This is a genomic window from Mesorhizobium sp. B2-8-9 (assembly GCF_006439475.1).
GTDB lineage: Bacteria > Pseudomonadota > Alphaproteobacteria > Rhizobiales > Rhizobiaceae > Mesorhizobium.
This window is the reverse complement of sequence record NZ_VFTQ01000001.1, coordinates 201,270-227,428: the sequence shown is the minus strand read 5'-3', so window position 1 is coordinate 227,428 and position 26,159 is coordinate 201,270. Positions and strand designations below refer to the sequence as shown.

The window sequence follows — 26,159 nt, the reverse complement described above, 5'->3', positions numbered from 1 at the left end:
GCTGGGCCGGTGAAAAGCGTTCCGGCGCGAGCGCTTCCAGCATAACCGGTACGGCAGTTTACGCGGCCTCGATATTCGGCCGCTTGGAGACGACAAAGAATGGCGACAAAGGAAAAGGAAGAGGTCGAGACCGAACGCGAAGGCGCCACTGATGGCCCCCTGCTCGACCTTTCCGACGATGCTGTCAAGAAGATGATCAAGGCCGCGAAGAAACGCGGCTATGTCACGCTCGACGAGCTCAACGCGGTGCTGCCCTCGGAAGAGACGGATCCGGACCGCATCGAAGATATCAATGCGATGCTCAGTGACATGGGCATCAACGTCGTCGAGGACGACGAGGTGGGCGAAGAGGCGGAAGCCGAGCCGGCCGCCGACGCCGAGGAAGACGCCAACGAGCTCGCCGAGCAGACCGGCACCGCTGTCGCCGCCACGACCACCAAGAAAGAGCCTACCGATCGCACCGACGACCCGGTGCGCATGTATCTGCGCGAGATGGGCTCGGTCGAGCTTCTGTCGCGCGAGGGCGAAATTGCGATCGCCAAGCGCATCGAGGCCGGCCGCGAAACGATGATCGCGGGGCTGTGCGAAAGCCCGCTGACGTTCCAGGCCATCATCATCTGGCGCGACGAGCTCAACGAATCGAAGATCCTGCTGCGCGAGATCATCGACCTCGAGGCGACCTATGCCGGCCCCGAAGCCAAGCAGGCGCCCGTCGTCGAACGCATCGAGGAAGCGCCCAAGCCCGAGGAGAAGCCGCGCGGCCGTTCGGCGGCACGCGAGGAAGAAGACGACATCACCAATGTCGGCGGCGACACGCGCGGGCTGGAGGAAGAGGAAGACGACGAGGACGAGGCGAGCCTGTCGCTGGCCGCGATGGAAGCGGAACTGCGCCCGCAGGTGATGGAGACGCTCGACGTCATCGCCGATACCTACAAGAAGCTGCGCAAGCTGCAGGACCAGCAGGTCGAGAACCGCCTGGCCGCGGCCGGCACGCTGTCGCCCAGCCAGGACCGCCGCCTGAAGGAGCTGAAGGACCAGCTGATCAAGGCGGTGAAGTCGCTGTCGCTTAACGCCGCCCGTATCGAGGCGCTGGTCGAGCAGCTCTACGACATCAACAAGCGCCTGGTGCAGAACGAGGGCAAGCTTTTGCGCCTCGCCGAAAGCTATGGCGTGCGCCGCGAGGAGTTCCTGCGGGAGTATCAGGGCTCGGAGCTCGATCCGAACTGGACGCGCTCGATCGCCAACCTGACGTCGCGCGGCTGGAAGGAGTTCACCAAGAACGAGAAGGATGCGATCAAGGAGCTGCGCGCCGAGATCCAGAACCTCGCCACCGAAACGGCGATCTCGATCCTGGAATTCCGCAAGATCGTCAACCAGGTGCAGAAGGGCGAGCGCGAGGCCGCGATCGCCAAGAAGGAAATGGTCGAGGCGAACCTTCGCCTGGTCATCTCCATCGCCAAGAAATACACCAACCGCGGCCTGCAGTTCCTGGATCTCATCCAGGAAGGCAATATCGGCCTGATGAAGGCCGTCGACAAGTTCGAGTACCGTCGCGGCTACAAGTTCTCGACCTACGCCACCTGGTGGATCCGGCAGGCCATCACCCGCTCGATCGCCGACCAGGCGCGCACCATCCGCATTCCGGTGCACATGATCGAGACGATCAACAAGATCGTGCGCACCTCGCGCCAGATGCTGCACGAGATCGGCCGCGAGCCGACGCCGGAGGAACTGGCGGAAAAGCTCGCCATGCCGCTGGAAAAAGTGCGCAAGGTGTTGAAGATCGCCAAAGAGCCGATCTCGCTCGAAACGCCTGTCGGCGACGAGGAGGATTCGCATCTCGGCGACTTCATCGAGGACAAGATGGCGATTCTGCCGATCGACGCGGCGATCCAGGCCAACCTGCGCGAGACGACGACGCGCGTGCTTGCCTCGCTGACGCCGCGCGAGGAGCGCGTGCTCAGAATGCGCTTCGGCATCGGCATGAACACCGATCATACGCTGGAAGAAGTCGGCCAGCAGTTCTCGGTAACGCGCGAGCGCATCCGCCAGATCGAGGCCAAGGCGCTGCGCAAGCTCAAGCATCCGAGCAGGTCGCGCAAGCTGAGAAGCTTCCTCGACAGCTGAGCGGAATACAACACGAAATCGAAAGGGCGCCTCGGGCGCCCTTTTTGCTTTTCCGGCTATCTCTCATGCCGCCTTGTCCGCTTTGCCCGACAGGAGGATAATCGGGCGTCGGATGCATTTATGGGCGGCAAGCCGGATGCCCGCCCCGGCGCCGGTCGCAGCGGCCAGGTGTCGCGCTCCGTGGCTCCCGGTGGGAGGTGTGCCATGACAACCTATATCGTGCTTATCAACTGGACTGAGCTCGGCGCCAAGAATGTGCGGGAATCGCCGAAGCGGCTCGATGCGGCCAAGAAGCTGCTGGGGGAAATGGGCGGTTCGTTCAAGGCGTTCTACCTGACCATGGGCGAATGCGACATGGTCGCCATCGTCGAAGCGCCGGATGATGCGGTGCTCGCCCGCTTCGCGCTGATGTTGTCGTCGGGCGGCAATGTCAAAACGCGGACGATGAAGGCGTTTCCGGAATTCGCCTATCGCGAGATCATCAGTTCGCTCGGGTAAAGTGGGCTAACGGGCGCAGCGCGCTGTTGCGAAGCCGCGCCGCATTCCCGATAGTCGCGCCATGCCCGAGCCGTTGCTGACAGTCTGGTACAACACATGCTGTCCGGTGTGCGACGCCGGCATCAACCGGCAGAAGCGGCGGCTGGTCGAGGCGGTCAAGGCGGGCCGGGTCGAATTCCGCGACATCAATTTCGAACCTGAGGCGCTCTCCGCCTTCGGCGCCTCGCTGGAGGATATCCGCCGGCGACTACATGCGACCGACGCAAGCGGGCGGCTGCTGGTCGGCGCCGACGTGGCGATTGCCGTCTGGCGGATCACGCCGGGCGAGGGATGGCTGGCGAGCTTGTTCGGCAACCCCATCGCGCTGCCGTTGACGCGCTTTGCCTATGACCGTTTTGCGGACGTGCTCTACGGCTGGAACCGACGAAAGGGCCGTTGGTAGCGGTCTGGCCGAGCCGTATGAGGACGCATATGCGATCTTGGAACGGCGTAAGATACATCTTAAGATATATCTTGACTCAACAAGCGCCGCGCCTTACTTACGATGTATCGTAAGATATAGCTCAAGGAGCAATCCATGCACAGACACAACCACTTTGGCGAGCGCATGTTCATGCATATGGCCGGCAAATTTGGTGGCAGAGGGGGCGGCGGTTTCGGCCCGTTCGGCCATGGCGGCAGGGGCGGTGGACGCGGCGGCCCGGGCGACATGTTCCGCGCCGGGCGCATGCTGGCCGACGGCGATCTCAAGCTGATCACGCTGTCGCTGCTGGCCGACGCGCCGCGCCACGGCTACGACATCATCAAAGCTCTGGAAGAGCGCACCAGCGGCATCTACAGCCCGAGCCCGGGCGTGGTTTATCCGACGCTGACCTTCCTGGAGGAGGCGGGCTACGCGGTATCCTCGAGCGAAGGCAACAAGAAGGTGTTTTCGATCACCGAGGCCGGCAAGGCGCATCTGGACGAGAACCGCGAGATGATCGACAGCGTGCTCGACCATCTCGAGCGTTTCGGCCGCAAGATGGCCGCGGCGCGCGAATGGTTCGGCTGGGGCGACGACAAGGACGAGGGGCGCCGCGGCCGCTCCGAAACGCGTGACCGGTTCCGCTCGTTGCGACACCGGCTGCGCGCCGCGCTCGGCGACATCGCCGACGCGCCGGAGGACAAGCAGGCCGAGGCGATCAGCATCCTGGAAGACGCCGCCGAGGCGATCGAAGCCTTGGCTCGCCGCTAAGACATTCTCATAGGGAAGCCCAAAAGCCCGGATCGCTCCGGACTTTTGTATTCAGTCAGCGATCGGCAAGGGCAGGGGATTATTCCTTGCCGACATATTCGCTGATCAGCTTCTCGTTGCGCGCCTTCTCGATCTTGGCAGTGGTCTCGGCCGCAATCCGCTCGTCGGTGCGGTATTTGACCAGGTTCACCAGGCTGCCGGTGAGCAGCAGCACGCCCATCGCCCAGTAACCTTTGGTCGAGAGGTCGACGGGAGCAAGCCACAGCGACAGGCCGAGCATGAAATAGGCAGCGCCCACCGATATGGTGTTGAAGAGGATATAGGTCTGATTGCCGTTCATCGTCGTATTCCTTGGATTTGATCCGTCACGGGAAATTGCGGGTTCAGTTCAGGGATTTGAGGCGTGCCAGAACATCCTGGGCGCGCACCTTGGTGGCCGGTCCATGGCCTGCTTCGGCGAGACGTTCGCGGATCGCCTCGTGGCGCAGCTCGCCGTCGATCTCGTCGAGGATGCTGGCTTCCTCGAACGGGTCGGAGCTGTCCTTGATGCGGGCCAGCAATTCCTCCGCTTCGTTGATGCTTGCGGTGCGGCCGATCGAGCGGTTGAGGCGCGACTGCGCCTTGCGTTCGGCATCGATCGCCCGGGCTGAGATCATGCCTTGGTTGAGATCGATGATGCGGCGATGCGCCTGTTCCACGGACAGACGCATCCGCAAGGTCTTCTCGCCCAGGCTCTTGACCGTGGCGCGACGAACCTCGCGCTCGTTCTCGAGTTCGGCGATTGCGGAGGCGCCGCCTTCGGCAAGCGCCTGGTTGTTGGCGGAAAGCGCGCTGAGCGTGCGGGTTTCCAGATCGGCGATGCGGCGGTCGAGCTGGTCGAGGCTGGTCTGCTCGGCGCGCTGGCGCACGATCAGCGAGGCGAGCGTCTGCTTGGCGGCGGCTAGGCCCGCCTCTGCGTCGCGGATGCGCTGGGCCAGAAGGTCGATCGCAAAACGATCCTTCAGATTGTCCTCGGCCCGCGCGCTGGCGCCGTCCAGCAATGTCTTGATCAGGCTAAGCATGGTCTTCTTCTCCCTGTTTTTCGTGAACGTTGTTCACAAGCTCAACATAACAGGAAATGAACATTGTTCAAGAGTTATTTTGAACGCTGTTCATGAAGCGCCGGACATGGTAAATGCAAGCAACGGAATGAATCCCGGGCCGGGCTTGCCGACTTCGGACATAAGGACAAGAAAGAAGCATGGCGCTGGACAAGGAAGAAATGAGTGAGAAGGTGCTCGCCATTGCCGAGGCGCTGCTCAACGAGGGCGGCGCCGACAACCTGAAAGCGCGCACCATTGCCGAGCAGGCCGGCATCTCCGTCGGATCCGTCTATAACCTCTTTGCCGATCTCGACGAGGTGCACCGCGCCGTCAACATGCGGCTGCTCGACCGACTCGGCGCGACGGGCCTGGCGGCCATGGCCGATCTCGAAAGGCAAGGGGTGACCGATGTCCAGCACCGCATCCTGGCGATGGCGGCGGCCTATGTGCGCTTCGTCGAGGCCCATCCCGGCAGTTGGCCGGCGGTGCTTGCCTTCAACCGCCGCCGCGCGACGCGGCCGGGCCCCGATGCCTATGACGCGCTGCTCGACGCACTCTTCGACATCGTCGCCGGCGTGCTCAAGGCAGGCGATTTCGGCCTCGACGACGACCGCCGCGCGCTTGCGGCCCGGACCTTGTGGTCAAGCGTGCATGGCATTGTGACCAGCGGCTATGTGGCGAATTCGGACAGCAGGCAGGCCGAAGAGATCTGGCATCAGATCGAGCTTCTGGTCGGCGTTTTCGTCAAGGGGCTGGAACACGGCGGCGCATTCGCGCATGCTGACGCAAAGCCTGCGTAACCAGGGGCGCCGCGAATCCTTGGTGCCCGCGTGAATAGGAGTTTTGAAAAAATGTCTTTTCTGAAGAAGCTTTTCGGCGGCGGCGGTGAGGCAACGGAGGCCGGCACCGCCAAGCCGGCAAAGCAGGTCGAGCACAAGGGGTTCCTGATCAGCGCCACGCCCTACAAGGCCGAGGGCCAATACCAGACCTGCGGCGTCGTCTCGAAGGAAGTGGACGGTGTGATGAAAGAGCACCGCTTCATCCGCGCCGACCGTTTCGCCGGGCTGGACGACGCCGTCGACATCTCGATCAAGAAGGGCATCCAGCTCGTCGACGAGCAGGGCGAGCGGATGTTCGGCTGACGATCATCAAAGTCTAGGATCGATCGGCTCGCTCTCGAGCGCCAATACAGCGAAGACACATTCGTGGACTCGCCGCAGCGGCTGTCTCGCGACAAACCGCTTCAACGCCTCGTGACCGAGCGCGAACTCGCTGAGCGCCAGGTTCCGTTTGCCGCCCAGATGCCGTTCCCGCAGCCGGACAAGGTTATCCGGGGCGTCATATTCGGGACCGTAGATCATGCGCAGATATTCGCGGCCGCGCACCTTGAGCGCTGGCTGGATAAGGCCCTTCTTGCCGCGGCTGACGAAGTCACGCGGCTTGACCACCATGCCTTCGCCGCCTGAAGCGATCAGCATCTCCCACCAGGCGACGGCCTCCGTGCAGGCGCCGGCATCGGCCAGATCGACGCTGCGCCATCTGGTGTGCACCACGACGCCTTCCGTGGCGAGGCGATCGGCCAGCGACATATGCCAGATGTGGTCATGGTCGAACCAGACGCGGCCCTCGCTGGCCAGCAGATGAAAAGGCGCCACCCTGAGATCATCGACACTCGAAACCGGCCAGACATAGGGCGACCAGGCGCTGGCGTATTTGCCGGCGCGCACGTCCCGATCGGCGAACCGTGCGTTCAGATCCACCACGTCGACGCCTCGCGCCTTCGCTCTCTCCAAGGCATCGCGGCCGAGCCGCAGGCCAGCTGCGGACGACGTCGCCACCGGTTCGTACTGACTTTCGACGAGGCCGCTTGCCTTGGCCGACCAGGGCATGATTTCGGCGTCGAGCAGCAGCCAGTCGGTTTTCAGTTCCTCCCAGAGGCCAGCGGCATCGACGCTTGCGCTAAGCCGGGCGAGCAGCCCCTCCGTCATGGTGTCGTCACCGAAGAAGGAACGCCCTGTCCGGGTCCATATCGCGCCGGTTTCATCGCCTGAAATGCCGAAGCGGCTGCGCGCCGCCTGCGCGGTCCGGCACAGTGCGACGATCGCCCGCGAACCCATGTGCTTTTGCTCGCACACGACCTCGGCTACGCCGCGCTCGCGAAAATAGGAAAAAGCCTCTTCCGGGCGTTCGAGCCAGTCGGCGTGACCGCTTGTCTCGGACGGCGACATCGTCGGCGGTAGGTACACCAGCCACTGGGGCGCTATGGCGAAACGGCTCATGGCCTCCAGGGCGGCCGCGGCATTTTCCTCAGCCACGACGATCCGGCCTTTCAGCTCGGTCTCGATCCAGCGGCGGCCGGAAACATCTTGGATATCGAGCACGCCATCGGCATCGGCCTGTGCCGATTTTTCCATATTTGATGCGCCAAGCGGGCGTGCGGGCTCCGACCATGTTCGGATTGCCGGCACCTCAACCAGCTCGCGTTCCGGCCAGCGCAGGGCCGTCAACTTGCCGCCGAACACACAGCCTGTATCGATGCACAGGGTGTTGTTCACCCATTGAGCCGACCGCATCGGCGTGTGACCGTAGACAACGGCAGTCTTGCCCCGATAAGCCGTGGCCCAGTCGGCGCGCACCGGCAGGCCGGATTCGTCGATCTCGCCGGTCGTCTCCCCATAGAGTGCGAATTCGCGCACGACGCCCGAGCCTCGCCCGATCATCTCTTCCTTGAGCCCGGCATGGGCAACGGCCAGGCGTCCGCCGTCCAGCCAGACATGGCTGCGCAGGTCGTCGAGAAAGGCCGGCAGCGCTTCGCGCAGCCCGCGATCCTGCGTGTCCAACTGGTCGATGGTCTGTTGAAGGCCGTGGGCGATCGTGACCTTGCGGCCCTCCAGCCAGCGGCTGAGCTTGCGTTCGTGATTGCCTTGAACGCAGTAAGCGGTTCCGGCCGCCACCATGCTCATGGCGATACGCAGCACATCGGGCGTGTTGGGACCGCGGTCGACGAGATCGCCAACAAAAACAAGCTTGCGGCCATTTGGGGGAGTGACGGCCACGGTTCGCTCGCCGCGATCCTGCGACCAGACGACCTCATACCCGAGTTGACCAAGCAAGGCTTGCAACTCATCGGCACAACCATGAACGTCGCCGATGATGTCGAAGGGGCCGGTATCGTGACGCTTGTCGGTCCAAAGCGGTTGGCGCGAGATTTTGGCGGCCTCGATGCTGGCATCGCTGGTGAGCTTCCAGACCTGGCGAAAGCCCTCCCGCTGCAGGCCGCCAAGGCCCTTGCGGATTTCGCTGGTCATGCGTTGGGGGACGCCCGCACCGAAAGGGCGATCCGGGCGCGCCGCGTTGCGCGCAACGCAGATGTCGACACCGGGGTCGAGGACGATGGCGACCGGCAAGGCGTGCCATTTGCGGGCCAGTTCGATCCATGCCTTGCGATCCGCGGGCCTCACATTGGTAGCGTCCACCACAGCCAGCTTGCGATGCTTTAGCCGTTTGCCGATGATGTCGCGCATCAGCTCGAAGGCGTCGGCCGAAACATCCTGATTGGTTTCGTCATCGGAGACGAGTCCACGGCATCGGTCAGACGAGATGATCTCGGTCGGCAGGAAATGCCTGGCGGCGAAAGTCGACTTCCCGGACCCGGTCGAGCCGATCAGCACGACCAGTGCGAAATCCGGAATTTCCAGATTGGTGTTGTCGACTTCTCTCATCGCGTGAACACCGCCATCTGTGTAGGCGCGCCCAGCTTGGCATCCTCAACCCCTATGCCACTGATTTCAGCGGCGTAGCCGTATGTTTCGCCTATTCTAGCTGTCCAGGTTTTGAACTCGGTGCGGCTCCACTCGAAGCGATGATCCGGATGACGGAAAGTGCCCGAGGGCAGACTGCTGAAAAGCGCGTTGTAATCCGCATTGGGCGTGGTCACGATAACGGTCTTTGGAGCGGTTTCGCCAAAGACAATCCGCTCGACTAAAGGCAGCCTGTCTTGGTCGAGATGTTCGACGACCTCGACCAAGACAGCGACGTCTGCTTCGGCCCAACGACTGTCCCGGTAAGTCAACGAACCATGCAGCAGCGTGACGCGCCCTTCCGGCGGGCCGCCCGCTTCATTCAGTCTCAGCCGCCTTGCCGCCCATTCGAGCTCGCGGACCGCGGGGTCCAAGCCGAACAGTTTTTGGACCCATCGCTCGCGTATCAGTCGGTCGAGCAGCTTACCTTCACCGCAGCCCAGATCCGCGACAACTTTCCCGCCACTCGCGCGGATGGCTTCGACGACCGCATCCAGGCGCCGGTCGTGCAGCCGGACGGGCGCCTCGAGCGTTTCCTCGGGCGAGCTGCAGGTTTCGACTGGCGTCTCCGGAGCCGCGGTTTCAGGCACCAGTCGCGCCAGGGCCGCGCGGGCCAAAACCGATCGGTTGCGCAAATAGCGCCGCGCGACCAGCTCCTTGGCGGGGTGGTGCTCCAGCCATCCCGCGCCCTTGGACAGCAGCTTGTCGACCTCGTCGTCGCCAACCCAGTAATGTTTGGCGTCGTCCATCACTGGGATTAGGACGTAGAGGTGGTTGAGCAGATTGCTCAGCCGGCCGAGGCCGGACAATTTCAGGTTGCCGTAACGGAGCCTTCCCGAACTGGCACCGATGGCTTCGATTGGGGTCAGCTCGACGGTCCAGCCCAGCGGTTCGAACAGCTGCCGCACTATCGCCTCGCCGCCGCGCATCGGCAAGGGCGCCACGACAGCTTCCAGCGGCAGGTCGCTTTCGGCGAGTTGCGGGCGTTCCTTGGAGATGCCGCTCATTGCCGTCCGGAACATCTTGTTGAGCGCCACGGACAGAAAGGAAGACGCCGCGTAAGGCCTGTCGTTCACATATTGATCCAGCAATCCGCCCGCCCGACCCTTGCCCCTCACCAATCCAACGGGGTCGACGTCGAGCAGAAGTGCTGCCTCGCAGCGCGCCTCGCTGGCCTCGGGATAGAACAGCCATGCCTTGCCGAAAGAGAGGTCGGTCTCATGCAGACGCTCGGGGTGCTTGTGCAGCAGGAAGCCGAGATCGGTAGCCGGATGATGGGTGGTGGCGATTGAAAGGAACATTGGCGAGCGATAACGCAGCCCTATGGAATAACCAATTGTGCCACCAAGTTATTTCCACTTTCTTCCGGGAAGTGCAAAGAAACCGGTTGGTACCTGTGAGCGGCAGTATTTCCAAACAAAAAGCCAGGCGGCGAAACTATGGAATTTGGATCAGCGGTCAGAACGAGACCTTGTCGCCGCCCTTGAGCTGGAGGATCTGCCGCGCTTCGTCGGGTGTGGCGATCGAGGCGCCGAGGCCTTCGATGATCTGGCGCACCTTGGTCACCTGTTCGGCGCTGGAGCGGGCGAGCTTGCCCTTGCCGATCCATAGGGAGTCCTCCAGGCCGACCCGCACATTGCCGCCCAACGCAATCGCCTGCGTGGCGATCGGTAGTTGGTGGCGGCCGGCGCCCAGCACCGACCAGTGATAGTCGTTGCCGAACAGGCGGTCGGCGGTGCGCTTCATATGGGCAACGTCTTCCGGGTGCGTGCCGATGCCGCCCAGGATGCCGAACACGCTCTGGACGAAGAACGGCGCCTTGACCAGGCCGCGCTCGACGAAATGCGCCAGCGTGTAGAGATGGCCGATGTCGTAGCATTCGATTTCGAAGCGCGTCCCGTTGTCGGCGCAGGTGCGCAAGATGTGCTCGATGTCGCCAAAGGTGTTGCGGAAGATGCGGTCGCGCGAGGATTCCAGATAGGGCCGCTCCCAGTCATGCTCGAATGTCTTGAAGCGCTCCAGCATCGGGAACAGCGCGAAATTCATCGAGCCCATGTTGAGCGACGCGACTTCGGGCGCGAACATCTTGGCCGGCCTGACGCGCTCCTCCACGCTCATCGTCGCCGTACCCCCGGTGGTGATGTTGACCACGCAGTTGGAGCGCTGCTTGATGACCTGCAGGAACGGGGCGAACGCCTCGGTCGACTGGTCGGGGCGCCCGTCGACCGGGTTGCGGGCGTGAAGATGGACGATGGCGGCACCCGCTTCGGCCGCTTCGATGGCGGCAGTGGCGATTTCCTCAGCCGTCACCGGCAGATGCGGCGACATTGACGGCGTGTGGATCGAGCCTGTGACCGCGCAGGTGATGATGATCTTGTTCTGGTTCGCCACTTTTGATGCCCTGACTTCGTTGTTGGACTGCGCCTGTTTGACCGCGCCTATTTGACCGCGCCTTGCTTTGATGCCGGAAATGAACTGCTTCGACAGCACGATATCGAGCAAGGTAATCGGCAGTGCCGCCAGTGTCAGCCCGGTGAACAGCACCCCCAATCGGTGGTGAATTCGCCGACGAACACAGTCAGCCCTTGCGGCAGTGTCTTCAAATTGTTGGAGGTGGTCAGGACCAGGGGGAAGAAAAAGTCGTTCCAGCTGTTTGCGCTGGCGGCGGGCGGATCGCTGTCGGCAGAGGAGGATATCGGGGTCGCGCTCGGTGCCTTGGATTGATCCTGCACGAGGACCGCCACCCTGTCGTGGTGCTGCCGCCGCTGTACCGAGGCGAAAATGCAAAGAGAGGCAGGCGCTGGCGGGCGCCTGCCTCTTTTTATTCCGGCATCGGCGGTCAGGCCGCGGCGGCGACCTGGTCAGCCGTGGCGGCGGCGATCGCGTCGACCTTGGCAGTGGCCTTGGCAAGCGCGGCGGTGACGGCGTCGGCGCCCATGCCGACACCCTCAACGCGGATCACTTCGATATCGGTCATGCCGAGGAAGCCGAGCACGCTGCGCAGATAGGGAACCGCATGGTCCATCTGCACCGCGGCGCCTTCGGAGTAGATGCCGCCGGAAGCGAGCACGATATAAACCTTCTTGCCGTTGACGAGGCCCTTCGGGCCGTTCTCGCCGTAAGCAAAGCTCTTGCCCGAGCGGGCGACGTGGTCGACCCAAGACTTCAACGTCGAGGAGATGTTGAAGTTGATGAAGCCGGTGGCGAGGATGACGGTATCGGCGGCGAAAAGCTCGTCGAGCACGGCGTCGGAGACGCCGACGACCTCTGCCTGGCGCGCGGTGCGGGCCTCGGCCGGCGTGTAGATGCCGGTGGCGTAGTCAGGGTCGATATGCGGCAGCGGGTTGGCGACGAGATCGCGCACGACGAGCGTGTTGGACGGATCGGCGGCAGCGAGCTTCTGAGCAAGGTCGGTGGCGACGCGGGTCGAGTGCGAAGCGGCGCCGCGCGGGCTGGAGGTAACGAGAAGAATAGACATGGCGGTGTCCCCTTGGGGTTGGATTGAAACTTCCCCGCCAATATGGGATTGCTGCCTCATCAGGATAATGGGTATAATATGCATACAATCCATCAACAAAATGGATGGGAAGCATGCAGCCGAACCCAACATTGGATCAGCTCCAAATTCTAGTGGCGGTGGCCGACACCGGCAGCTTCTCTGCCGCGGGGCGCAAGCTCAACCGGGCGCAGTCGGTGGTAAGCTATGGCATCGCCAATCTCGAAGCGCAGCTCGGACTGAAACTGTTCGAACGCGAAGGCGTGCGCGAGCCGCAACTGACCGACGTCGGCAAGGCGATGCTGGAAGATGCGCGGCGCATGATCGGCGTGCTGCAGCGCATCCGTTCGCGTGCCGACGGCTACCGGCAAGGGCTGGAAGCGGAAGTGGCGATATCGGTCGACGTGGCGCTGCCCTCACCGGCGCTGGTGCGCGTGCTCAAAGCCTTCGAGGCGCAATTCCCGGCGGTCATGCTGCGGCTTTATATCGGCTCGCTCGGCCTCATTGTCGACCAGGTGGTCAACGGCCAGGCGGATCTCGGCTTCGGCGGTCTGCAAGGCGATGCCGATGTCAATCTGCTGCGCGTCGGCTTCATCTCGCTGGTGCCGGCTGCCGCACCCGATCATCCGCTGGCGAAACTGCCGAAGCCGGTCGGGATCGAGGATCTGCGCGAGCACATCCAGCTTGTCGTCACCGACCAGTCGGAGCGGACGCGCGGCCACGACTATGGCGTGTTTGCCTATCGCACTTGGCGGCTTACGGACCTGCGCACCAAGCACGCGCTGATGCGCGAGGGGCTTGGCTGGGGCGGCCTGCCGCGCTGGCTGATCGCCGACGACCTAGCCAGCGGACGGCTGGTCGAGCTCGATCTCGAGCCTTACCGCGAAGTCCGTTCGCCGATGTACGCCATGCACCGCAACGACCGCAGCCCCAAGCCGGCGGCATCCTGGCTGATCGACGAGTTCAAGCGGCAACTCGGCTGCTTCACCGAGACGGAGCCGGGCGTTTGGACGGAGGAGGAGCCGCAGACAAGCCGTCCATGAGCGCGATCAGCACCGCGCGGTAATCCTCGCTGGACGCGCCGGCCTCGATGGCTAATGCGGCTCGATCGAAGGCGGCCGCCAGCAGGACGGTCAACGCCTCGACCGGCAATCTGGTCATTGCTTGCGCGCGCATCGCCGCGACCAGGCCTTCGCGCAGCGAGCGGTTGCCGTGGCGGTTGTCGATCTCGTCCATGGCCGCGCGCCCGAGCACGGCCGGCCCGTCGAGCAGCAGAAGCCGCGTGCGGCCGGGCGCCTGCATTGCCTCGAGATAGGCGTCCGAGCCTGCGATCAGCGCGTCGCGCGCGGATAGCGACGGCGGGGAGGCTTGGTCGATCTCGGCCGCAACGGCCGCTGCTTCCTGCTCGACCACCGCCGCGAACAGCGCCTGCTTGTCGGCGAAGTGATGGTAGAGCGCGCCGCGCGTCACGCCGGCCTCGGCGACGATCTCCGGCGTGCCAGTCTCGGCATAGGACTTTTCCGTAAACAGCTTTCGCGCCGCGCGGATCAGATCGGCGCGCGTCGCCTCGGTGCGATCGCGATTGGAGCGGCGTCCGGACTCTTGTTGCATACATGCAGCCTGTATGTTATTTGCATTTACATACAGACTGTATGTTGGATGAGAGGAGAAGGAAAGATGAAGACGACAAGCTATTATCCGGTGCTGATGACGGATGATGTCGCAGGCACTGCGGATTTTTATGTCGAGCATTTCCGCTTCGAGCCGCTCTTCGAGAGCGACTGGTATGTGCATCTGCGCTCCAGTGAGGACAGGCGCGTCAACCTTGGCATCGTCCAGGGCGACCATGAGACGATCCCGCAAGAGGGGCGGGGGCGAACGTCGGGGCTGCTGATCAATTTCGAGGTCCGCGATCCCGACGCGGTCTATGCGCGGATTGTCGCCGCTGGCCTGCCGATCCTGCGCAACTTGCGCGACGAGCCCTTCGGCCAGCGCCATTTCATCACCAGGGATCCCAACGGCGTGCTGATCGACGTCATCAAGCCGATCCCGCCAAGCGAGGAGTTCCTGGCGCAATATGCCGAGGGCGCAGCAGCCGGGCGCTAGGCCGCCCGACGGCACTCAGTTCGTCCGCGCCACCGGCGTCACCGTCACCTGGCTGACGCCGGTGCGGCGCACGACCGTGCAGAGCGTCTCGCGGCCGATGCGCTCGGCGTCGAGCATGCGCACGAGGTCATCGACGCCGGTGACCGGCCGTCCGTCGATAGCGGCGATGATGTCGCCTTCCTTCAGGCCGGCCTTGGCGGCGGGACCGTTCTTCTCGACGCTGCGCAGGCGCACCGCCGTGTTCGTGGTCACCTGCGACAGAAGTGCCGCACGGCGCGGCAGGTTGGTCGTGTCGGCGGAAACGCCGATGAAGGCGCGACGCACGCGGCCAAAGCGGATAATTTCCGAGATGACGAAATTGGCGGTATTGGATGCGACCGCGAAGGCGATGCCTTGCGCGCCGTGGATCATGGCAGTGTTGACGCCGATCACCTCGCCCGCCGACGACACTTGCGGTCCACCCGAATTGCCGGGATTGAGCGCGGCATCGGTCTGGATGACGTCGTCGATCAGCCGGCCGGTCGAGGCGCGCATCGAGCGGCCGAGCGCAGAGACGACGCCGGCGGTGACGGTCCATTCGAAACCGAGCGGATTGCCGATCGCAATTGCGATCTGGCCGCGGCGCAGGCGCTTGGAATCGCCGAGCGGCGCAATGTCGGCGAAGCTGCCGTCGGCGCGCACGAGCGCTATGTCGGTGTCGGGATCGCGGCCAAGCACATGACCTTCGCGCGAAGCACCGTGCGGCATGGTCACCCGCACGGCGCGCGCGTCGCCGACGACATGGAAGTTGGTGACGACCAGCCCGTCCTGCGCGATGACGAAGCCGGAACCGTGGCCGCCGGCGCCGATGCGCTCGATGCGGCACACGGCCGGTCCAATGCGGTCGACGGCGTCGGCAACGGATGCCGAATAGGCGTCGAGCAAGGTGTCGTCGGATGGAAGTTTTTCGGCTGCGAAAGCCATCAGCGTGTTCCCTCGTAGAATGATGACTATATGTGCGGAGCAGCCGCAATTGCCGCGACCTGACCAGATGGCCAGTCCGGCCGGCGACTAGCCGTCAGGCGAGTACCCGCGGCGGTGTTACCGAGCGATATCTGGGTCACCGAACCCAGGAGACAGTCTTATGAGCGACTTCAACCTCAGTGCCTTTTCCGACGCGATCGCCGATGTCGCGGCCACCGCCGCCCCCGCGCTGGCGAGTTTCGTCACGCACCATCACCGCACCGCGAGCGCCTTCCATTGGGGCGACGGCTATTTTGTCACCGCCGAGGAAGCGGTCGAAGCCGGCGAGGAGATCGAATTGACGCTGGCTTCCGGCGAAACCGTCAAGGCCGAGCTCGTCGGACGCGATCCTTCGACGGGCGTTGCCCTGTTGAAGCCTGCTTCCGGCGCTGCCGGGTTGCCCCAACTGGCTCAGGCCGGCGCTGTGCGGCCCGGCCATATCGCGATTGCGGTCGGCAACAGCGACGGCGCCGCGCTTGCGGTGCTCGGCACGGTCGGCGAGGTCGGGCCGGCCTGGCGCTCGATGCGCGGCGGCACGATCGACCGGCGCATCAACCTTGCCATCAACACCGGCGGGCGCTTCGAGGGCGGGCCGGTGCTCGACGCCAAGGGCGGCGTGATCGGCATGCTCTTGTTCGGGCCGCGCCGGCGGGCGCTGGTGATGCCCTATGAGACGATCGAGCGCGCGGTGGCGACGCTGCGCGAGAAGGGTCATGTCGCGCGCGGCTATCTCGGCGCTGGGCTGCATCCGATCCGCAATGGCGACACGAAAGGCGCCATGGTGATGAGCCTCGACGATAACGGCCCGGCCAAGGCCGCCGGCCTGCATGTCGGCGACATCATCGTCGCCTGGAACGGCGAGGCGGTGCATGGTCCGCGCGAGCTTATCCGCAAGCTCGGGCCGGACAGCGCCGGCACCACCGTTACGCTCGGTGTTTCAAGCGGCGGCGCTGAGCGCGATGTCTCGATCACCATCGGCGAGAAGCCGCTGAGCTGAGAGGGTCTATGGCAAACAGCGCAGCACAAGCAGTCGCGAGACCGGAGCCGGCAATTCACCGGCTGACGGTGCTGGTCGCGCTCGCTGATGCCCAGCGCGCCGAGCAACTTGCCGATGCGCTGGCCGCGAGCGACGATCTGGCACCGGCCTTGGCTGGAAGCGGCGTCGGCCAAATGGCGGATGTCGCCATCGCCGATGAGGCCGGCCTGGAAGGCCGGGTCGTCAGTTCGGCCACCCCAATCGTCCTGCTTTCGCGGCGTGTGGGCAGCGAGCAGGTGGCAGACAATGTGCTGGCCGTGCTGCCAGCCTCCGCAGATGGCCTGCTGATCGCCGCCGCAGCGCGGTTGGCGGCCTCAGGCTATCGCGTCGGCAGGGCGGCGCCGTCGGAGGCGCATGGCGATTTCCACGATGACGAGCCTGCCGAGGAAGAGACGCCTGACGACAACCAGCCCCGCCCGGCTTTGTCGCCGCGCGAGGCTGAGGTGCTGGCTCTGCTGGCCGAAGGCGCGCCGAACAAGGTCATCGCCCGGCGGCTCAACATTTCCGTCCACACGGCGAAGTTCCATGTGGCCGCCATCCTGATCAAGCTCGGCGCCGCCAACCGCACCGACGCCATCGCGATCGCGATGCGGCAGGGGCTGGTATTGGTCTGACCCTGTCCGCACGACGTTGCGTAATCTCGGCCCGTCCCCTTCGGCTCTTGCGCCAAGTGTGTCGCCCGCGCAAGTTGCCTTCCCAATTGAAGAGGGAGGCAAAAAATGTCGCTCAACGGAAAGACGCTGTTCATCTCGGGCGGATCGCGCGGCATCGGGTTGGCGATCGCGCTGCGCGCGGCGCGCGACGGCGCCAATGTGACGATCGCGGCCAAGACCGCCGAGCCGCATCCAAAGCTGCCGGGCACCATCTACACGGCAGCCGAAGAGATCGAGCAGGCCGGCGGCAAGGCGCTGCCGCTGCTTTGCGACATCCGGGACGAGGTCCAGGTCGCCGATGCGGTGGCAAGAACCGTCGAGCGGTTCGGCGGCATCGATATCTGCGTCAACAATGCCAGCGCCATCCAGCTCACCGGCACGCTGGAGACCGACATGAAGCGCTACGATCTGATGCACCAGATCAATACGCGCGGCACCTTCCTCGTCTCCAAAATATGCATTCCCCACCTTAAGTTGGCAAAGAATCCTCACATCCTGAATCTGGCGCCGCCGCTCGACATGAAGGCCAAATGGTTCAAGAACCATGTCGCCTACACAATGGCCAAGTTCGGCATGTCGATGTGCACGCTGGGCATGAGCGCCGAATTCGCCAAGGACGGAATCGCGGTCAATTCGCTATGGCCGATCTCCACCATCGATACCGCGGCCGTGCGCAATCTTCTGGGCGGTGCAACAGTGGCCGCGATGAGCCGCTCGCCCGACATCATGGCCGACGCGGCGCATGCGATCTTCATGCGCCCGTCGCGCGACGCGACTGGCAATTTCTACATCGACGAAGAGGTGCTGCGCGCCGAAGGCGTGACGGACTTTTCGATCTATGCGCCAGGCGCGGCCGATCAGCTGGCGGGCGACTTCTTCGTTCCCGACGAGGTGTTCGCGAACTCGCAGACGAAGGTAAAAAGGATCTACTGACGGACCGGGTCCGCCTCAATCCTCTCGGCCTTCTTGCCCTTGGCGAGCGCCATGACGCGGTCGATATAGGCCAGCATCAGCGCCGAGACGACGAAGGCGAGGTGGATGATGGTCAGCCACATCAGCTGGTCGGTCGTGTAGGACACCGAATTCAGGAACACCTGCAAAAGGTGGATGGAGGAGATGGCGACGATGGTCGAGGCGACCTTGACCTTCAGCGAGCCGACATCGATCGTTCCCAGCCAATGCACCTCGCCATCCTGCTCGTCGAAGCGGCTGACGAAATTCTCGTAGCCCGAGATGATAACCATCACCACCAGCGAGGCGACAAGCGCCGCGTCGATCAGGCCAAGCATCTTCAGGATCGTGTCGGTATCGCCGAGCGTGAAGGCGCTCATGACGAACTCATAGAGCTTCTTGCCGAAGGACAGCGCGTAGATCGCCAGCGCCACGCCGAGCCCGAGATAGAAGGCGACCAGCAGCCAGCGCGAGGCCAGGATGACGGATTCGATGGCGAGTTCGAGACGCTTCATGAAGGCTCCGGTCAATTGCGATAGAACGTTTCACCGTTCACGAAAACGGCGAACCGCTCTATCTTTTGTTTTGACGCAAGTCCGGACGGAAGGCTACGGCGAAGGCGCCGAGCCTAACCGCTCACACTGTTCCTGGAATTGCTCTGGACGTATTTCGGCCAGGTGACACAGGTTTTCAAGGCAAAAAACCCCGCCGGGGAGGGGGCCCGGCGGGGCTCAACGTGTCCCGCTGGAGTCGGGACAGGGCAGGGAACGCCCTGTCTGGAATCTGGGTGCCGCAATGCGGCGATTCAATGAGCAGGCCGGTCAGGCAGGACAATTCTTCTTGAGTCGGTAAGGAAAAAAGGCCCGTCCGAAGCGGACGGGCCCGTCTTGCGCGCTGATTCTGCAGATCCGGGCAGGATCTTGAAATCAAACGCTCATTGTTGCTCGCTGTTGCTCGCCACCGGCGCCACCAGCGAGGTGATGCGGCGGATGGCGACACGCCGGTTCTCGCGGTTCGGACCGGGCGTGTTCACCTTGAGATACTCCTCGCCATAGCCCTGCGTGGTGAGGTTCTCGGCCGGGATGCCAAAGGCGTTGGTGAGCGCCTCGGCCACCGCCTCGGCGCGGCGGTCCGACAGAGCGAGGTTCGCGTCCGGCGTGCCGACGGCGTCGGTGTGGCCTTCGATCAGGAAGGTCTCGGCCGGGTTCTTCTTCAGAAGCTTTTCCATGGCGGTGGCCACGCCTTCGAGCTTCTGCACCTCGGTGTCGGAGATGGTGGCCGAGCCGAAGTCGAAGTTCAGCGTGTCGAGGTCGATACGCCGGGCGATGTCGCGAACGCGGGCCGAGCGCTTGACCTCGTCGATCGAGTAGAGACGCTGCACCCTTTCCACAGGTGGCTGCTCAAGGAAGGTATAATATTCGTCCGGATCCTCGACTTCCTCCGAATCCAGGATGTAGTCCCGGCGCGGAATGTCGAGCCGCATCGGTGGCAGGTCGTCGCCGGGATCGCGCCACTCGTCGACGTCGTTATAGTAGCGCTCGTCGACATAGCTCAGCACGTATTCGCGGCCATCCGATGTAACGCGCGATCGCCGGATGACGTCGCCATTACGGTTGCGGATGGTGATGATCCTGACGCCGTTGTCGCGCTCCACGATTTCGCGGGTGCGGCCGCCCGAAAGATCCTCGTAGTAAACATCCCTGGCGCCGCGGGTGATGCGAGGAGCTTCGTTGCTTTCCACGAATGTCTGGTTGTTGAACTGAAGGATCACCCGGTCGCCGAACTGCTTCACCACGTCGGCACCCTGCGGCCGGCGGCGCTCACGGACAACCTGCTCGGGTGTAAGCTCGATCCGCTTGCCTTTCTCCTGGTCCACTGGGACGATCTTTTCGGGCTTGATCGCCTGCTGCGCCGACTTGTCGTCGGTGGGCGGCGGCCCCTGATCGACCGGAGCCGGCCTCTGCGCCTGCTCGCCACCTTGCTGCTGTCCGGCCTGATTGGCGTTCTGGCCGTTGCCGGCCTGGCCATTTTCGATTTGAGCGCCACCGGTCTGGGCCCCGCCGTTCTGGCCGTTGTCGTTGCGGCCCCGGTGCTTGCGCATGGCATCTTTCTGGCTGTCCAAGACGGGCGCCTCGTTCGGATTGGCGGTTTCGCCCTGCGCGGCGTTGCCGTTGGCAGGCTGGTTGTTGTTCGCCGGCTGATTGCCATTGGCCGGCTGCTCGCCGGTTGCGGGTTGCTGCTCGCCGGTGAGGGGCTTGCGGCCGGTCTTCGTCTGCTCTCCGGTCTGTGGCTGTTCGCCGGTCGCGGGTTGTTCACCTGTCGAGGGCTGTTCACCCGTCGCGGGCTGTTCCGCGTTCGGCTTCTTGCCACGCTTCTTGTTGTCCTGGGCCTGTTCGCCCTGGGCTGGCTGCTCGCCATTCTGCAGCGGCTGGGCCTGCGGCACGGGCTCACCTGCCGGCGCCCGCTTCTTGGCCGGCTCGTTGGTCTGCGTCTGCTCGGCCGGGGCGGTCTCACCCTGCTGGTTCTGCTTAAGCTTCTTCCTGAGCTGATTGCCGCCTTGCTGGTTGTCGTTGGCGGGAGCAGTCTGTTCGGTCGGGGCAACCTGCTCGCCGGCTTGGCCGGCGGGCGCACCTTCCGTCTGCTGCTGATCGTGCTTGCGCTTCTTGCGACCCTGGTTGCCTTGCTGCTGGTCGCCGGCGGCAGGCGCGACCTGTTCCGCGGGCTGCTGGTCGGCTGGCGCCGCTTCGATCTGCTGCTGGTTGCGCTTCTTCTTGCGCGGCTGCTGCTCCTCGGCCGCGGGCTGGCCGCCCTGGTCGGCGGGTGCAGCCTCGATCTGCTGCTGCTGGTCACGCTTCTTGCGCGGCTTGAATTGCTGCTCGTCGGCCGCCGGCTGGCCGCCCTGGTCGGCGGGTGCTGCCTGGATCTGCTGCTGTTGATCGCGCTTCTTGCGCGGCTTGAATTGTTGCTCGTCGGTCGCAGGCTGGCCGCCCTGGTCGGCGGGTGCCGCCTCGATTTGCTGCTGTTGGTCGCGCTTCTTGCGTGGCTTGAACTGCTGCTCGGCCGGTGCAGCTTCCCCGGACTGGGCGCCCTCCGTCTGCTGCTGCTCGTGCCGCTTCTTGCGCGGCTGTTGCTCGGATTCGGCGGGCGCGGCCTGTTCGGCCGGCGCCGATTCGCTTTGCTGCTGCTGCTCGCGCTTCTTTCTCCGCGGCTGTTCGGCTCCGCCTTGCGCGCATTCTTCGGCCGACTGGCCTTCGGCGCAGGCGGCCTGAGCCAGCACGAGCGGCGCTCCGTGCAGGCCGCCGGAAGCGACACCCCCCTGCAGCGGGTACGCGCCCAACGGCGCGGATGCCATAAGCAGGCCGATTGCCGTGCCCGCCAGAATCCGTGGTTGGCGTTTCATATCGATTTCTCCTAATGGGGTCCCATCCCTGCCCAAACTTTCATCAACCATAATTGGTTCCGTCAGGCATTGGCGCCAACCAAGGATGCCTGGCCGGCCTTTTGAAGGCAATTTCGTGTTTTTCTAATGTTGATACTGGGTCGCCGCCACACAGCGCTTGACCGGAAGACCGCGGAGGGCCAAATCCAGCCAAATGACCGCGCCATTCTGGAAAACCAAGACGCTTGAGGCGATGACCCCGGCCGAATGGGAATCGCTTTGCGACGGCTGCGGCAAATGCTGCCTGTCCAAGCTCGAGGATGAGGATACGGGCGAGATCTTCTGGACAAGCGTGGGCTGCAGGCTGTTCGACGCCGAGAACTGCCGCTGCTCCGACTATGCAAACCGCCTGGCGCGGGTGCCCGATTGCGTCGGCCTGACGCCACAGAATGTGCGCACCATCACCTGGCTGCCAAAAACCTGTGCCTACCGGCTTATTGCCGAGGGCCATGATCTCTACTGGTGGCACAGACTTGTTTCGGGAAGCGCTGAGACCGTGCACGAGGCCGGCATCTCGATCCGGGGTCGGGTGAAGGCCAAGGAAACCGATCTGGCCGACCCGGACGATTATTTTGATTATATATTGGACGACGAACCTTAGCAGTTCGCGTCTGGACGACGAACCCTGACGGGTTCGCCTCTAGATGACGAACGCTGACGAGGCGCTTTTGACGAGGAACGACGAAACCTGCGGGTTCGCGTTTAGAAACCTGAGGGGCCTCGCTTTTACGCACTTACGAGCGACGAACCCTGGCGGGTTCGCGCCTAAGGGGCTCGCGGTTTTGGCACGAGCGACGAACCCTGGCGGGTTCGCGCTTATATGAACCAGACATGAATGGCCGGTTCGCGGAAGGTTCAGACGCAAAAGGGCATCTTCCAGTCATCGGTTCTACGGGCGACAGCCCACAATAAGGAGAGAAGACGATGTTCAACACGATCAGGACGGCAGCCCTTTCGGCCCTTGTCGGGCTTGGCACTTTGACCGCCATTCCGGCACATGCGGACAGCCTCTATCTCGGTTTCGGGGACAGGCACGACCCGCGTTTCGGCATCTACACCGGCGACGATGACGGTTATCGCCGCGACTGGCGCCGCGACCGCGACTGGCGCGGCTGTTCGCCGGACCGCGCCCTCGACAAGGCCGAGCGCATGGGTCTGCACCGCGCCCGCATCGTCGACATCAGCCGCCGTACAGTGAAGGTGGCAGGTCGCCAGTATGGCGACCGTGTCGTGGTGGTGTTCGCCAACGAGCGCGGCTGCCCGATCATCTACCGCTGAGGCTGAAAGGGCGATCCCGTTCGAGGATCGCTTATGCGGACGATCCTCTGCGAGAATCGCCTATGAGTAGCTGAGCCCCTCAAGATGAGGCGCGGCTCGAAAACGCCCCGCAGGATGATCCTGCGGGGCGTTTTGCTAGAGCGTTTCACCGTTTCACGGAAACGGCGAACCGCTCTATCTCTTTGTTTTGACGCAATTCCGGACGGAAAACCGCTCACACTTTTCCTGGAATTGCTCTAACGGCATGTCCGCGGCTGGGCCGGATGTCACCTCAGCTCGAAGGTGACCGTGACCTGGACGTTGTAGGAATTCTCGCCGGCCTGCACGGGGACGGCCGAACGGGCCGCATCGAACGACTTGGCCGCCATCGGCATCGGCACCGGCGCGACATTCTGGTCGGCGATCTCGAGCACCTTGCCCAGACTGACGCCCGCCGCTTCGGCGAGGGTCTTTGCCTTGGCCATCGCGTCGGCGACGGCCTTCTTGCGCGCCTCGGTGATCGTGGCCTTTGGATCGTCATTGGTGAAGGCGATGCCGCCGCCCTGGTTGACGCCGAGCGACACCGCCTTGTCCAGAATCTCGCCGGTCTTGTCGACGTCGCGCACGCGCACCGACAGCGTGTTGGTCACCTGATAGGCGACGAGCTCGGCTTCCTGGCTGCCGTCGGCCTTGTTGGTGTAGTTGTAGCGCGGGTTGATCTGGATGCCGGCGGTCTGCAGGTCGCGTTCTGCAATGCCGGCGGATTTCATCGCCGCGATCACCGCCGCCATGGCGTCGTTGTTGGCGTCGAGCGCTTCGCGCGCGCTTTTGGCCTCGCGCATCACGCTGAGCGAAAGGATCGCCATGTCCGGCGCCACGGTCGCTTCGCCTTCGCCGGACACGATGATGCGTGGCGGAGGCTGGGTGTCGGCGGCGCTCGCCAGCGCCGGGAACGCGACCGCGGCAGCGAGCGCGATGGGCAAAAGTTGTCTGGTCATGAAACTCCTCGAAGTCTGCGGTCCGCCCCCCCCCGTGCCGCATCTGCCTCGACCCGCAAAGGGCGCCGATTCCTGCAGTGCGGTGCAAGGGCTGGGCCTTTCTCGCGCCATATGGGCGCAGGCCGCTCTACGGCGCGAATATGGGCTGATTTTGGCGTTTTGCGCCAGAGCTTTCGAAAGCCTTGTGCGACGACAAGAAAAACACTAAGCCAGCCCGCGTGGGGCCTGTAGCTCAATGGTTAGAGCCGGCGGCTCATAACCGCTTGGTTGGGGGTTCGAGTCCCTCCGGGCCCACCATGACCATTGATTTTATTTCGGAAAAGTGCCCTCGGCCCAAAACGTTTTGGGTCCATTATGGGCCAAAACAAGGACCGTGGTCCCGGTTTGTTCCGACTCGGTGTGATTATCTGACGATGCGGAGGTTTGCCCGTCGCTTCATGGCGTCGCGTTTGGCCTCGCGCTCGTTGATCGCGCGAGCAATATCAACCGCGATCCGCTTCTTGTTGGCCTCACGCACGTAGTCATCCGTCACCGTCATGGAGGAATGCCCCATGGCGTCCATGATGGCCCGGGCCTGGATGTTGCATTCAGCGAGGTAGGTGCCGAAGGTACGGCGCAGGCCGTGAAGCGTATAGCCGTCAGGAATATCGGCCTGTCGTGCCCAATGCTGCATCATGCCTGTCAGGCTCTTTTCTGAAAACGGGTTGCCATAGCCATTCTTCAAGACGGTTCCACCCTTCGAGCGGTCAAGCGGGTCTAGCGCAGCCGCCAGTTTGTCCACCACCGGGATAAACATCTCCCGTCCGCCATGACGGTTTCGGTTCTTCTTCTGTCGGAAGGCGAACGCCTCGATCAATGCCAAGGAACCGTCGAACAGTTCGATCTCCTCGGTCACGAGATCATCCCATTCAAGGTCAGCGATGTCGCCTCGTCGGTTGCCGAGCCAGAAACCAAGCGCGTAGCACGTCCGAGCCGGCGTCCCGATCGGATGCCGCTCCTCGTACTTTTCTCGGATCGCAATTGGCCAAGCCGGGTTCTTGGTCGATTTGGGCACGCGTACGCGAATTGACAGTGAAGGATCATCCTGCGGCTTTATCCATTTCTCGACATCGGTCGCGACCCATAAAAGCTTCTTGATGGCAACCAGCATATGTTTGGCGACTGTGCGGTTGCTCCTGAAGATGCTTTCGATGATGGCGCGAAGCCGATCCGCGTCGAGATGTTGCACCGGAGTATCGCGCCAAGTGAGTGGGTAATTTGGATCGACCCGCAGATTAAGAAAACGCTCAATCAGTCGCGCATTCTTCCGCTGCGTCGCTTCATCAAAATCGAGCCACTCCATTGTCGTTTCAAGCCGGCGCCCGGCATGGCCAAAAGTTTCAGGCAGTGCCCGACCGGGCAAATCGATGATCCCTGCATTCTTGTGTTGGCCCTGCGTGGCCTTCTCGTAAGCCGCCTCGAACTCGGGATCGCCAGGTTTGCCAGGAAGGTGCATCTCGGGCACGCCTTTTGCGCGGTAGCGATAGATTCGCTTGCCGTTCTTGAGGCGCGAAGATACCCCAGGGTAACTGGGGTCCTTAAATGGGCGAGCCATCAAATGCTCCTTTCAGGACCCTTTCAGATCTGCCCGTACCGAACGGGTTTTGCTTTCGATGGCAACCCGCAGGAGCACCGGGTAAGGAAAGCCTCTTCCTTGCTCTATGCCTTCAAAGGTGCGCTTCGGTATTCCAAGCACCTTGGCCGCGGCTGCGGCAGTGAACCCTTCCTTGGCCCGCCATGCTTTCACGTCTTGCGCAAGTTTGTCGTTCTCGCTCACGTCATGCCTTCCGCACACGGGCTTTCATCGTACTACGTCCGCAGCGTATACGCAATAAACGTATTTTCTATCGCTTTTCTACCTCCCGCCTACTTCGTTCCAACAGCTCTTGAAGGCGGCTATCTTTGTCCGGCAACGAGGTGAAAGCAATATCCAGGGCTACACGATCCCAGACAGCGCGGCTGTTGATGCGCTTGGGCTTCGGCATTCGCCCATCGGCAACCATCTCGTCAAAGAGCGTCGATCCTACACCGATGTAGCGAGCCGCTTCCTCACGAGATAGCCCTCGTGGGGCATACGAGATTGCGTCACTCTTCATGGACGCTGCCTCGGTCCTGGTATTCCCGGCGTGTGGGTATCGAAGCACAAAAGCCACATCTTAGTTGCCATTCCGCAGCGAGGAGATCATGTTTGGCTAAAATAAGAAGAGCCTCGTTAAGCGGAAGCGGCCTGACTAGTTCGTTCGGCGTAAACTGGCAGCAACGTGTGAACGGGGGGCATTCCGGCAGGAGCGCAATCCCATGGGCGCGAGTTGATATCCAAATGAGGAAGAAACTGACATCAGCCCTCGCCACAGCCCGCGAGCATAGTTCATGTCCGCCGCGTAATATTCCCGTTGAACGCACACCGAAGCTATTGCGCTGAAAGCATAAAATTGCCATCT

Annotated in this window: 29 protein-coding genes and 1 tRNA gene; 15 read left to right on the top strand and 15 right to left on the bottom strand. The window is 63.2% G+C overall.

The window, feature by feature from the left end; translation table 11 throughout:
* Positions 1–99 precede the first annotated feature (99 nt).
* From rpoD to FJ423_RS01170, 4 genes are all read left to right on the top strand, one after another.
* Positions 100–2,127: an RNA polymerase sigma factor RpoD gene (gene rpoD / locus FJ423_RS01185; RefSeq protein WP_095766628.1), complete on the top strand. Its 2,028-nt coding sequence runs from the start codon at positions 100–102 to the stop codon at positions 2,125–2,127.
* 204 nt (positions 2,128–2,331) lie between these two features.
* On the top strand, positions 2,332–2,625 hold the full coding sequence (locus FJ423_RS01180; protein ID WP_095766734.1) for a GYD domain-containing protein: 294 nt from the start codon (positions 2,332–2,334) through the stop codon (positions 2,623–2,625).
* 61 nt (positions 2,626–2,686) lie between these two features.
* Complete coding sequence (locus FJ423_RS01175) at positions 2,687–3,067, top strand: DCC1-like thiol-disulfide oxidoreductase family protein (protein ID WP_181174689.1); 381 nt, start codon at positions 2,687–2,689, stop codon at positions 3,065–3,067.
* Positions 3,068–3,202: 135 nt separating this feature from the next.
* Positions 3,203–3,859, top strand: coding sequence for a PadR family transcriptional regulator (locus FJ423_RS01170; RefSeq protein WP_140838492.1), 657 nt, complete (start codon positions 3,203–3,205; stop codon positions 3,857–3,859).
* 79 nt (positions 3,860–3,938) lie between these two features.
* Here FJ423_RS01170 and FJ423_RS01165 read toward each other — a convergent pair whose 3' ends face one another.
* A complete protein-coding gene (locus FJ423_RS01165) occupies positions 3,939–4,199 on the bottom strand; it encodes a YiaA/YiaB family inner membrane protein (protein ID WP_095766630.1) in 261 nt (86 codons plus the stop codon).
* A gap of 43 nt (positions 4,200–4,242) precedes the next feature.
* Positions 4,243–4,920 (bottom strand): PspA/IM30 family protein, encoded by a 678-nt coding sequence (locus FJ423_RS01160; protein ID WP_095766736.1) that lies wholly within the window; start codon positions 4,918–4,920, stop codon positions 4,243–4,245.
* Between the two features lie 179 nt (positions 4,921–5,099).
* Here FJ423_RS01160 and FJ423_RS01155 point away from each other — a divergent pair, with 179 nt between their 5' ends.
* Both FJ423_RS01155 and FJ423_RS01150 read left to right on the top strand, forming a co-directional pair.
* Positions 5,100–5,741, top strand: coding sequence for a TetR/AcrR family transcriptional regulator (locus FJ423_RS01155; RefSeq protein ID WP_140838490.1), 642 nt, complete (start codon positions 5,100–5,102; stop codon positions 5,739–5,741).
* Positions 5,742–5,792: 51 nt separating this feature from the next.
* The gene (locus tag FJ423_RS01150; protein ID WP_095766632.1) at positions 5,793–6,083 is read left to right on the top strand and encodes an HlyU family transcriptional regulator; all 291 of its coding nucleotides are present in this window, start codon (positions 5,793–5,795) and stop codon (positions 6,081–6,083) included.
* A 6-nt stretch (positions 6,084–6,089) separates the two neighbouring features.
* Here FJ423_RS01150 and FJ423_RS01145 read toward each other — a convergent pair whose 3' ends face one another.
* From FJ423_RS01145 to FJ423_RS01125, 5 genes are all read right to left on the bottom strand, one after another.
* Positions 6,090–8,663 (bottom strand): polynucleotide kinase-phosphatase, encoded by a 2,574-nt coding sequence (locus tag FJ423_RS01145; protein ID WP_140838487.1) that lies wholly within the window; start codon positions 8,661–8,663, stop codon positions 6,090–6,092.
* The gene (locus tag FJ423_RS01140) at positions 8,660–10,042 is read right to left on the bottom strand and encodes a 3' terminal RNA ribose 2'-O-methyltransferase Hen1 (protein WP_140838485.1); all 1,383 of its coding nucleotides are present in this window, start codon (positions 10,040–10,042) and stop codon (positions 8,660–8,662) included. The genes FJ423_RS01145 and FJ423_RS01140 overlap by 4 nt, the downstream gene beginning before the upstream one ends.
* A gap of 157 nt (positions 10,043–10,199) precedes the next feature.
* A complete protein-coding gene (locus FJ423_RS01135; protein WP_140838836.1) occupies positions 10,200–11,132 on the bottom strand; it encodes a 3-keto-5-aminohexanoate cleavage protein in 933 nt (310 codons plus the stop codon).
* Positions 11,133–11,266: 134 nt separating this feature from the next.
* Entirely contained in the window at positions 11,267–11,473 is a 207-nt protein-coding gene (locus FJ423_RS33985; protein WP_246680055.1) for a hypothetical protein, read from the bottom strand.
* A gap of 107 nt (positions 11,474–11,580) precedes the next feature.
* The gene (locus FJ423_RS01125) at positions 11,581–12,219 is read right to left on the bottom strand and encodes an FMN-dependent NADH-azoreductase (protein WP_095766634.1); all 639 of its coding nucleotides are present in this window, start codon (positions 12,217–12,219) and stop codon (positions 11,581–11,583) included.
* Positions 12,220–12,332: 113 nt separating this feature from the next.
* Here FJ423_RS01125 and FJ423_RS01120 point away from each other — a divergent pair, with 113 nt between their 5' ends.
* On the top strand, positions 12,333–13,280 hold the full coding sequence (locus FJ423_RS01120; RefSeq protein WP_140838483.1) for a LysR family transcriptional regulator: 948 nt from the start codon (positions 12,333–12,335) through the stop codon (positions 13,278–13,280).
* Here the strand turns inward: FJ423_RS01120 and FJ423_RS01115 are convergent.
* A complete protein-coding gene (locus tag FJ423_RS01115) occupies positions 13,222–13,848 on the bottom strand; it encodes a TetR/AcrR family transcriptional regulator (RefSeq protein ID WP_140838481.1) in 627 nt (208 codons plus the stop codon). The two genes, FJ423_RS01120 and FJ423_RS01115, sit on opposite strands and share 59 nt — an antisense overlap.
* A gap of 66 nt (positions 13,849–13,914) precedes the next feature.
* Between FJ423_RS01115 and FJ423_RS01110 the strand changes: the two genes are divergently transcribed.
* Positions 13,915–14,343: a VOC family protein gene (locus FJ423_RS01110; RefSeq protein ID WP_140838479.1), complete on the top strand. Its 429-nt coding sequence runs from the start codon at positions 13,915–13,917 to the stop codon at positions 14,341–14,343.
* 15 nt (positions 14,344–14,358) lie between these two features.
* On the opposite strand, the gene FJ423_RS01105 is transcribed toward FJ423_RS01110, so the two are convergent.
* Positions 14,359–15,306: a trypsin-like peptidase domain-containing protein gene (locus FJ423_RS01105; protein WP_140838477.1), complete on the bottom strand. Its 948-nt coding sequence runs from the start codon at positions 15,304–15,306 to the stop codon at positions 14,359–14,361.
* A gap of 160 nt (positions 15,307–15,466) precedes the next feature.
* Between FJ423_RS01105 and FJ423_RS01100 the strand changes: the two genes are divergently transcribed.
* The 3 genes from FJ423_RS01100 to FJ423_RS01090 all read left to right on the top strand — a co-directional run bounded on the left by FJ423_RS01100 (position 15,467) and on the right by FJ423_RS01090 (position 17,967).
* Positions 15,467–16,342, top strand: a complete 876-nt coding sequence (locus FJ423_RS01100) for a S1C family serine protease (RefSeq protein ID WP_140838475.1) — start codon at positions 15,467–15,469, stop codon at positions 16,340–16,342.
* An 8-nt stretch (positions 16,343–16,350) separates the two neighbouring features.
* The gene (locus FJ423_RS01095) at positions 16,351–16,995 is read left to right on the top strand and encodes a helix-turn-helix transcriptional regulator (protein WP_140838473.1); all 645 of its coding nucleotides are present in this window, start codon (positions 16,351–16,353) and stop codon (positions 16,993–16,995) included.
* Between the two features lie 105 nt (positions 16,996–17,100).
* Positions 17,101–17,967 carry an NAD(P)-dependent oxidoreductase gene (locus tag FJ423_RS01090; RefSeq protein WP_140838471.1) on the top strand — a complete coding sequence of 289 codons (867 nt, stop codon included), beginning with the start codon at positions 17,101–17,103 and terminating at the stop codon, positions 17,965–17,967.
* On the opposite strand, the gene FJ423_RS01085 is transcribed toward FJ423_RS01090, so the two are convergent.
* Together FJ423_RS01085 and FJ423_RS33980 are read right to left on the bottom strand one after the other, a co-directional pair.
* The gene (locus FJ423_RS01085; RefSeq protein ID WP_140838469.1) at positions 17,961–18,500 is read right to left on the bottom strand and encodes a TIGR00645 family protein; all 540 of its coding nucleotides are present in this window, start codon (positions 18,498–18,500) and stop codon (positions 17,961–17,963) included. The genes FJ423_RS01090 and FJ423_RS01085 overlap by 7 nt on opposite strands.
* Positions 18,501–18,919: 419 nt before the next feature.
* On the bottom strand, positions 18,920–20,086 hold the full coding sequence (locus tag FJ423_RS33980; protein ID WP_224543077.1) for an OmpA family protein: 1,167 nt from the start codon (positions 20,084–20,086) through the stop codon (positions 18,920–18,922).
* Here FJ423_RS33980 and FJ423_RS33975 point away from each other — a divergent pair.
* The 3 genes from FJ423_RS33975 to FJ423_RS01070 all read left to right on the top strand — a co-directional run bounded on the left by FJ423_RS33975 (position 20,075) and on the right by FJ423_RS01070 (position 22,702).
* Positions 20,075–21,400 carry a hypothetical protein gene (locus FJ423_RS33975; protein ID WP_246680054.1) on the top strand — a complete coding sequence of 442 codons (1,326 nt, stop codon included), beginning with the start codon at positions 20,075–20,077 and terminating at the stop codon, positions 21,398–21,400. The two genes, FJ423_RS33980 and FJ423_RS33975, sit on opposite strands and share 12 nt — an antisense overlap.
* A gap of 178 nt (positions 21,401–21,578) precedes the next feature.
* Positions 21,579–22,025, top strand: coding sequence for a YcgN family cysteine cluster protein (locus tag FJ423_RS01075; RefSeq protein WP_095766643.1), 447 nt, complete (start codon positions 21,579–21,581; stop codon positions 22,023–22,025).
* A 323-nt stretch (positions 22,026–22,348) separates the two neighbouring features.
* Positions 22,349–22,702: a hypothetical protein gene (locus FJ423_RS01070; RefSeq protein ID WP_095766645.1), complete on the top strand. Its 354-nt coding sequence runs from the start codon at positions 22,349–22,351 to the stop codon at positions 22,700–22,702.
* Positions 22,703–22,968: 266 nt separating this feature from the next.
* On the opposite strand, the gene FJ423_RS01065 is transcribed toward FJ423_RS01070, so the two are convergent.
* The gene (locus tag FJ423_RS01065) at positions 22,969–23,679 is read right to left on the bottom strand and encodes an SIMPL domain-containing protein (RefSeq protein WP_140838465.1); all 711 of its coding nucleotides are present in this window, start codon (positions 23,677–23,679) and stop codon (positions 22,969–22,971) included.
* A gap of 221 nt (positions 23,680–23,900) precedes the next feature.
* Between FJ423_RS01065 and FJ423_RS01060 the strand changes: the two genes are divergently transcribed.
* Positions 23,901–23,976: transfer RNA gene (locus FJ423_RS01060), tRNA-Ile, on the top strand.
* Positions 23,977–24,082: 106 nt separating this feature from the next.
* On the opposite strand, the gene FJ423_RS01055 is transcribed toward FJ423_RS01060, so the two are convergent.
* The 3 genes from FJ423_RS01055 to FJ423_RS33970 all read right to left on the bottom strand — a co-directional run bounded on the left by FJ423_RS01055 (position 24,083) and on the right by FJ423_RS33970 (position 25,814).
* Positions 24,083–25,273, bottom strand: a complete 1,191-nt coding sequence (locus tag FJ423_RS01055; protein ID WP_064994569.1) for a site-specific integrase — start codon at positions 25,271–25,273, stop codon at positions 24,083–24,085.
* A gap of 12 nt (positions 25,274–25,285) precedes the next feature.
* Complete coding sequence (locus FJ423_RS01050; RefSeq protein ID WP_084016009.1) at positions 25,286–25,495, bottom strand: helix-turn-helix domain-containing protein; 210 nt, start codon at positions 25,493–25,495, stop codon at positions 25,286–25,288.
* 67 nt (positions 25,496–25,562) lie between these two features.
* Positions 25,563–25,814, bottom strand: a complete 252-nt coding sequence (locus tag FJ423_RS33970; protein ID WP_084016061.1) for a hypothetical protein — start codon at positions 25,812–25,814, stop codon at positions 25,563–25,565.
* Positions 25,815–26,159: the final 345 nt, after the last annotated feature.

What these genes read in the sequence shown, in the direction of transcription:
- FJ423_RS01075 (WP_095766643.1), top strand. Translation starts at nt 21,579, where the DNA reads ATGACCGCGCCATTCTGGAAAACCAAGACGCTTGAGGCGATGACCCCG.
- FJ423_RS33980 (WP_224543077.1), bottom strand. Translation starts at nt 20,086, where the DNA reads ATGCGCAAGCACCGGGGCCGCAACGACAACGGCCAGAACGGCGGGGCC.
- FJ423_RS01120 (WP_140838483.1), top strand. Translation starts at nt 12,333, where the DNA reads ATGCAGCCGAACCCAACATTGGATCAGCTCCAAATTCTAGTGGCGGTG.
- FJ423_RS01085 (WP_140838469.1), bottom strand. Translation starts at nt 18,500, where the DNA reads ATGAAGCGTCTCGAACTCGCCATCGAATCCGTCATCCTGGCCTCGCGC.
- FJ423_RS01140 (WP_140838485.1), bottom strand. Translation starts at nt 10,042, where the DNA reads ATGTTCCTTTCAATCGCCACCACCCATCATCCGGCTACCGATCTCGGC.
- rpoD (WP_095766628.1), top strand. Translation starts at nt 100, where the DNA reads ATGGCGACAAAGGAAAAGGAAGAGGTCGAGACCGAACGCGAAGGCGCC.
- FJ423_RS01090 (WP_140838471.1), top strand. Translation starts at nt 17,101, where the DNA reads ATGTCGCTCAACGGAAAGACGCTGTTCATCTCGGGCGGATCGCGCGGC.
- FJ423_RS01065 (WP_140838465.1), bottom strand. Translation starts at nt 23,679, where the DNA reads ATGACCAGACAACTTTTGCCCATCGCGCTCGCTGCCGCGGTCGCGTTC.
- FJ423_RS01160 (WP_095766736.1), bottom strand. Translation starts at nt 4,920, where the DNA reads ATGCTTAGCCTGATCAAGACATTGCTGGACGGCGCCAGCGCGCGGGCC.
- FJ423_RS01115 (WP_140838481.1), bottom strand. Translation starts at nt 13,848, where the DNA reads ATGCAACAAGAGTCCGGACGCCGCTCCAATCGCGATCGCACCGAGGCG.
- FJ423_RS01095 (WP_140838473.1), top strand. Translation starts at nt 16,351, where the DNA reads ATGGCAAACAGCGCAGCACAAGCAGTCGCGAGACCGGAGCCGGCAATT.
- FJ423_RS01070 (WP_095766645.1), top strand. Translation starts at nt 22,349, where the DNA reads ATGTTCAACACGATCAGGACGGCAGCCCTTTCGGCCCTTGTCGGGCTT.
- FJ423_RS33970 (WP_084016061.1), bottom strand. Translation starts at nt 25,814, where the DNA reads ATGAAGAGTGACGCAATCTCGTATGCCCCACGAGGGCTATCTCGTGAG.
- FJ423_RS01150 (WP_095766632.1), top strand. Translation starts at nt 5,793, where the DNA reads ATGTCTTTTCTGAAGAAGCTTTTCGGCGGCGGCGGTGAGGCAACGGAG.
- FJ423_RS01180 (WP_095766734.1), top strand. Translation starts at nt 2,332, where the DNA reads ATGACAACCTATATCGTGCTTATCAACTGGACTGAGCTCGGCGCCAAG.
- FJ423_RS01145 (WP_140838487.1), bottom strand. Translation starts at nt 8,663, where the DNA reads ATGAGAGAAGTCGACAACACCAATCTGGAAATTCCGGATTTCGCACTG.
- FJ423_RS01125 (WP_095766634.1), bottom strand. Translation starts at nt 12,219, where the DNA reads ATGTCTATTCTTCTCGTTACCTCCAGCCCGCGCGGCGCCGCTTCGCAC.
- FJ423_RS01170 (WP_140838492.1), top strand. Translation starts at nt 3,203, where the DNA reads ATGCACAGACACAACCACTTTGGCGAGCGCATGTTCATGCATATGGCC.
- FJ423_RS01105 (WP_140838477.1), bottom strand. Translation starts at nt 15,306, where the DNA reads ATGGCTTTCGCAGCCGAAAAACTTCCATCCGACGACACCTTGCTCGAC.
- FJ423_RS01155 (WP_140838490.1), top strand. Translation starts at nt 5,100, where the DNA reads ATGGCGCTGGACAAGGAAGAAATGAGTGAGAAGGTGCTCGCCATTGCC.
- FJ423_RS01055 (WP_064994569.1), bottom strand. Translation starts at nt 25,273, where the DNA reads ATGGCTCGCCCATTTAAGGACCCCAGTTACCCTGGGGTATCTTCGCGC.
- FJ423_RS01165 (WP_095766630.1), bottom strand. Translation starts at nt 4,199, where the DNA reads ATGAACGGCAATCAGACCTATATCCTCTTCAACACCATATCGGTGGGC.
- FJ423_RS01100 (WP_140838475.1), top strand. Translation starts at nt 15,467, where the DNA reads ATGAGCGACTTCAACCTCAGTGCCTTTTCCGACGCGATCGCCGATGTC.
- FJ423_RS01175 (WP_181174689.1), top strand. Translation starts at nt 2,687, where the DNA reads ATGCCCGAGCCGTTGCTGACAGTCTGGTACAACACATGCTGTCCGGTG.
- FJ423_RS01110 (WP_140838479.1), top strand. Translation starts at nt 13,915, where the DNA reads ATGAAGACGACAAGCTATTATCCGGTGCTGATGACGGATGATGTCGCA.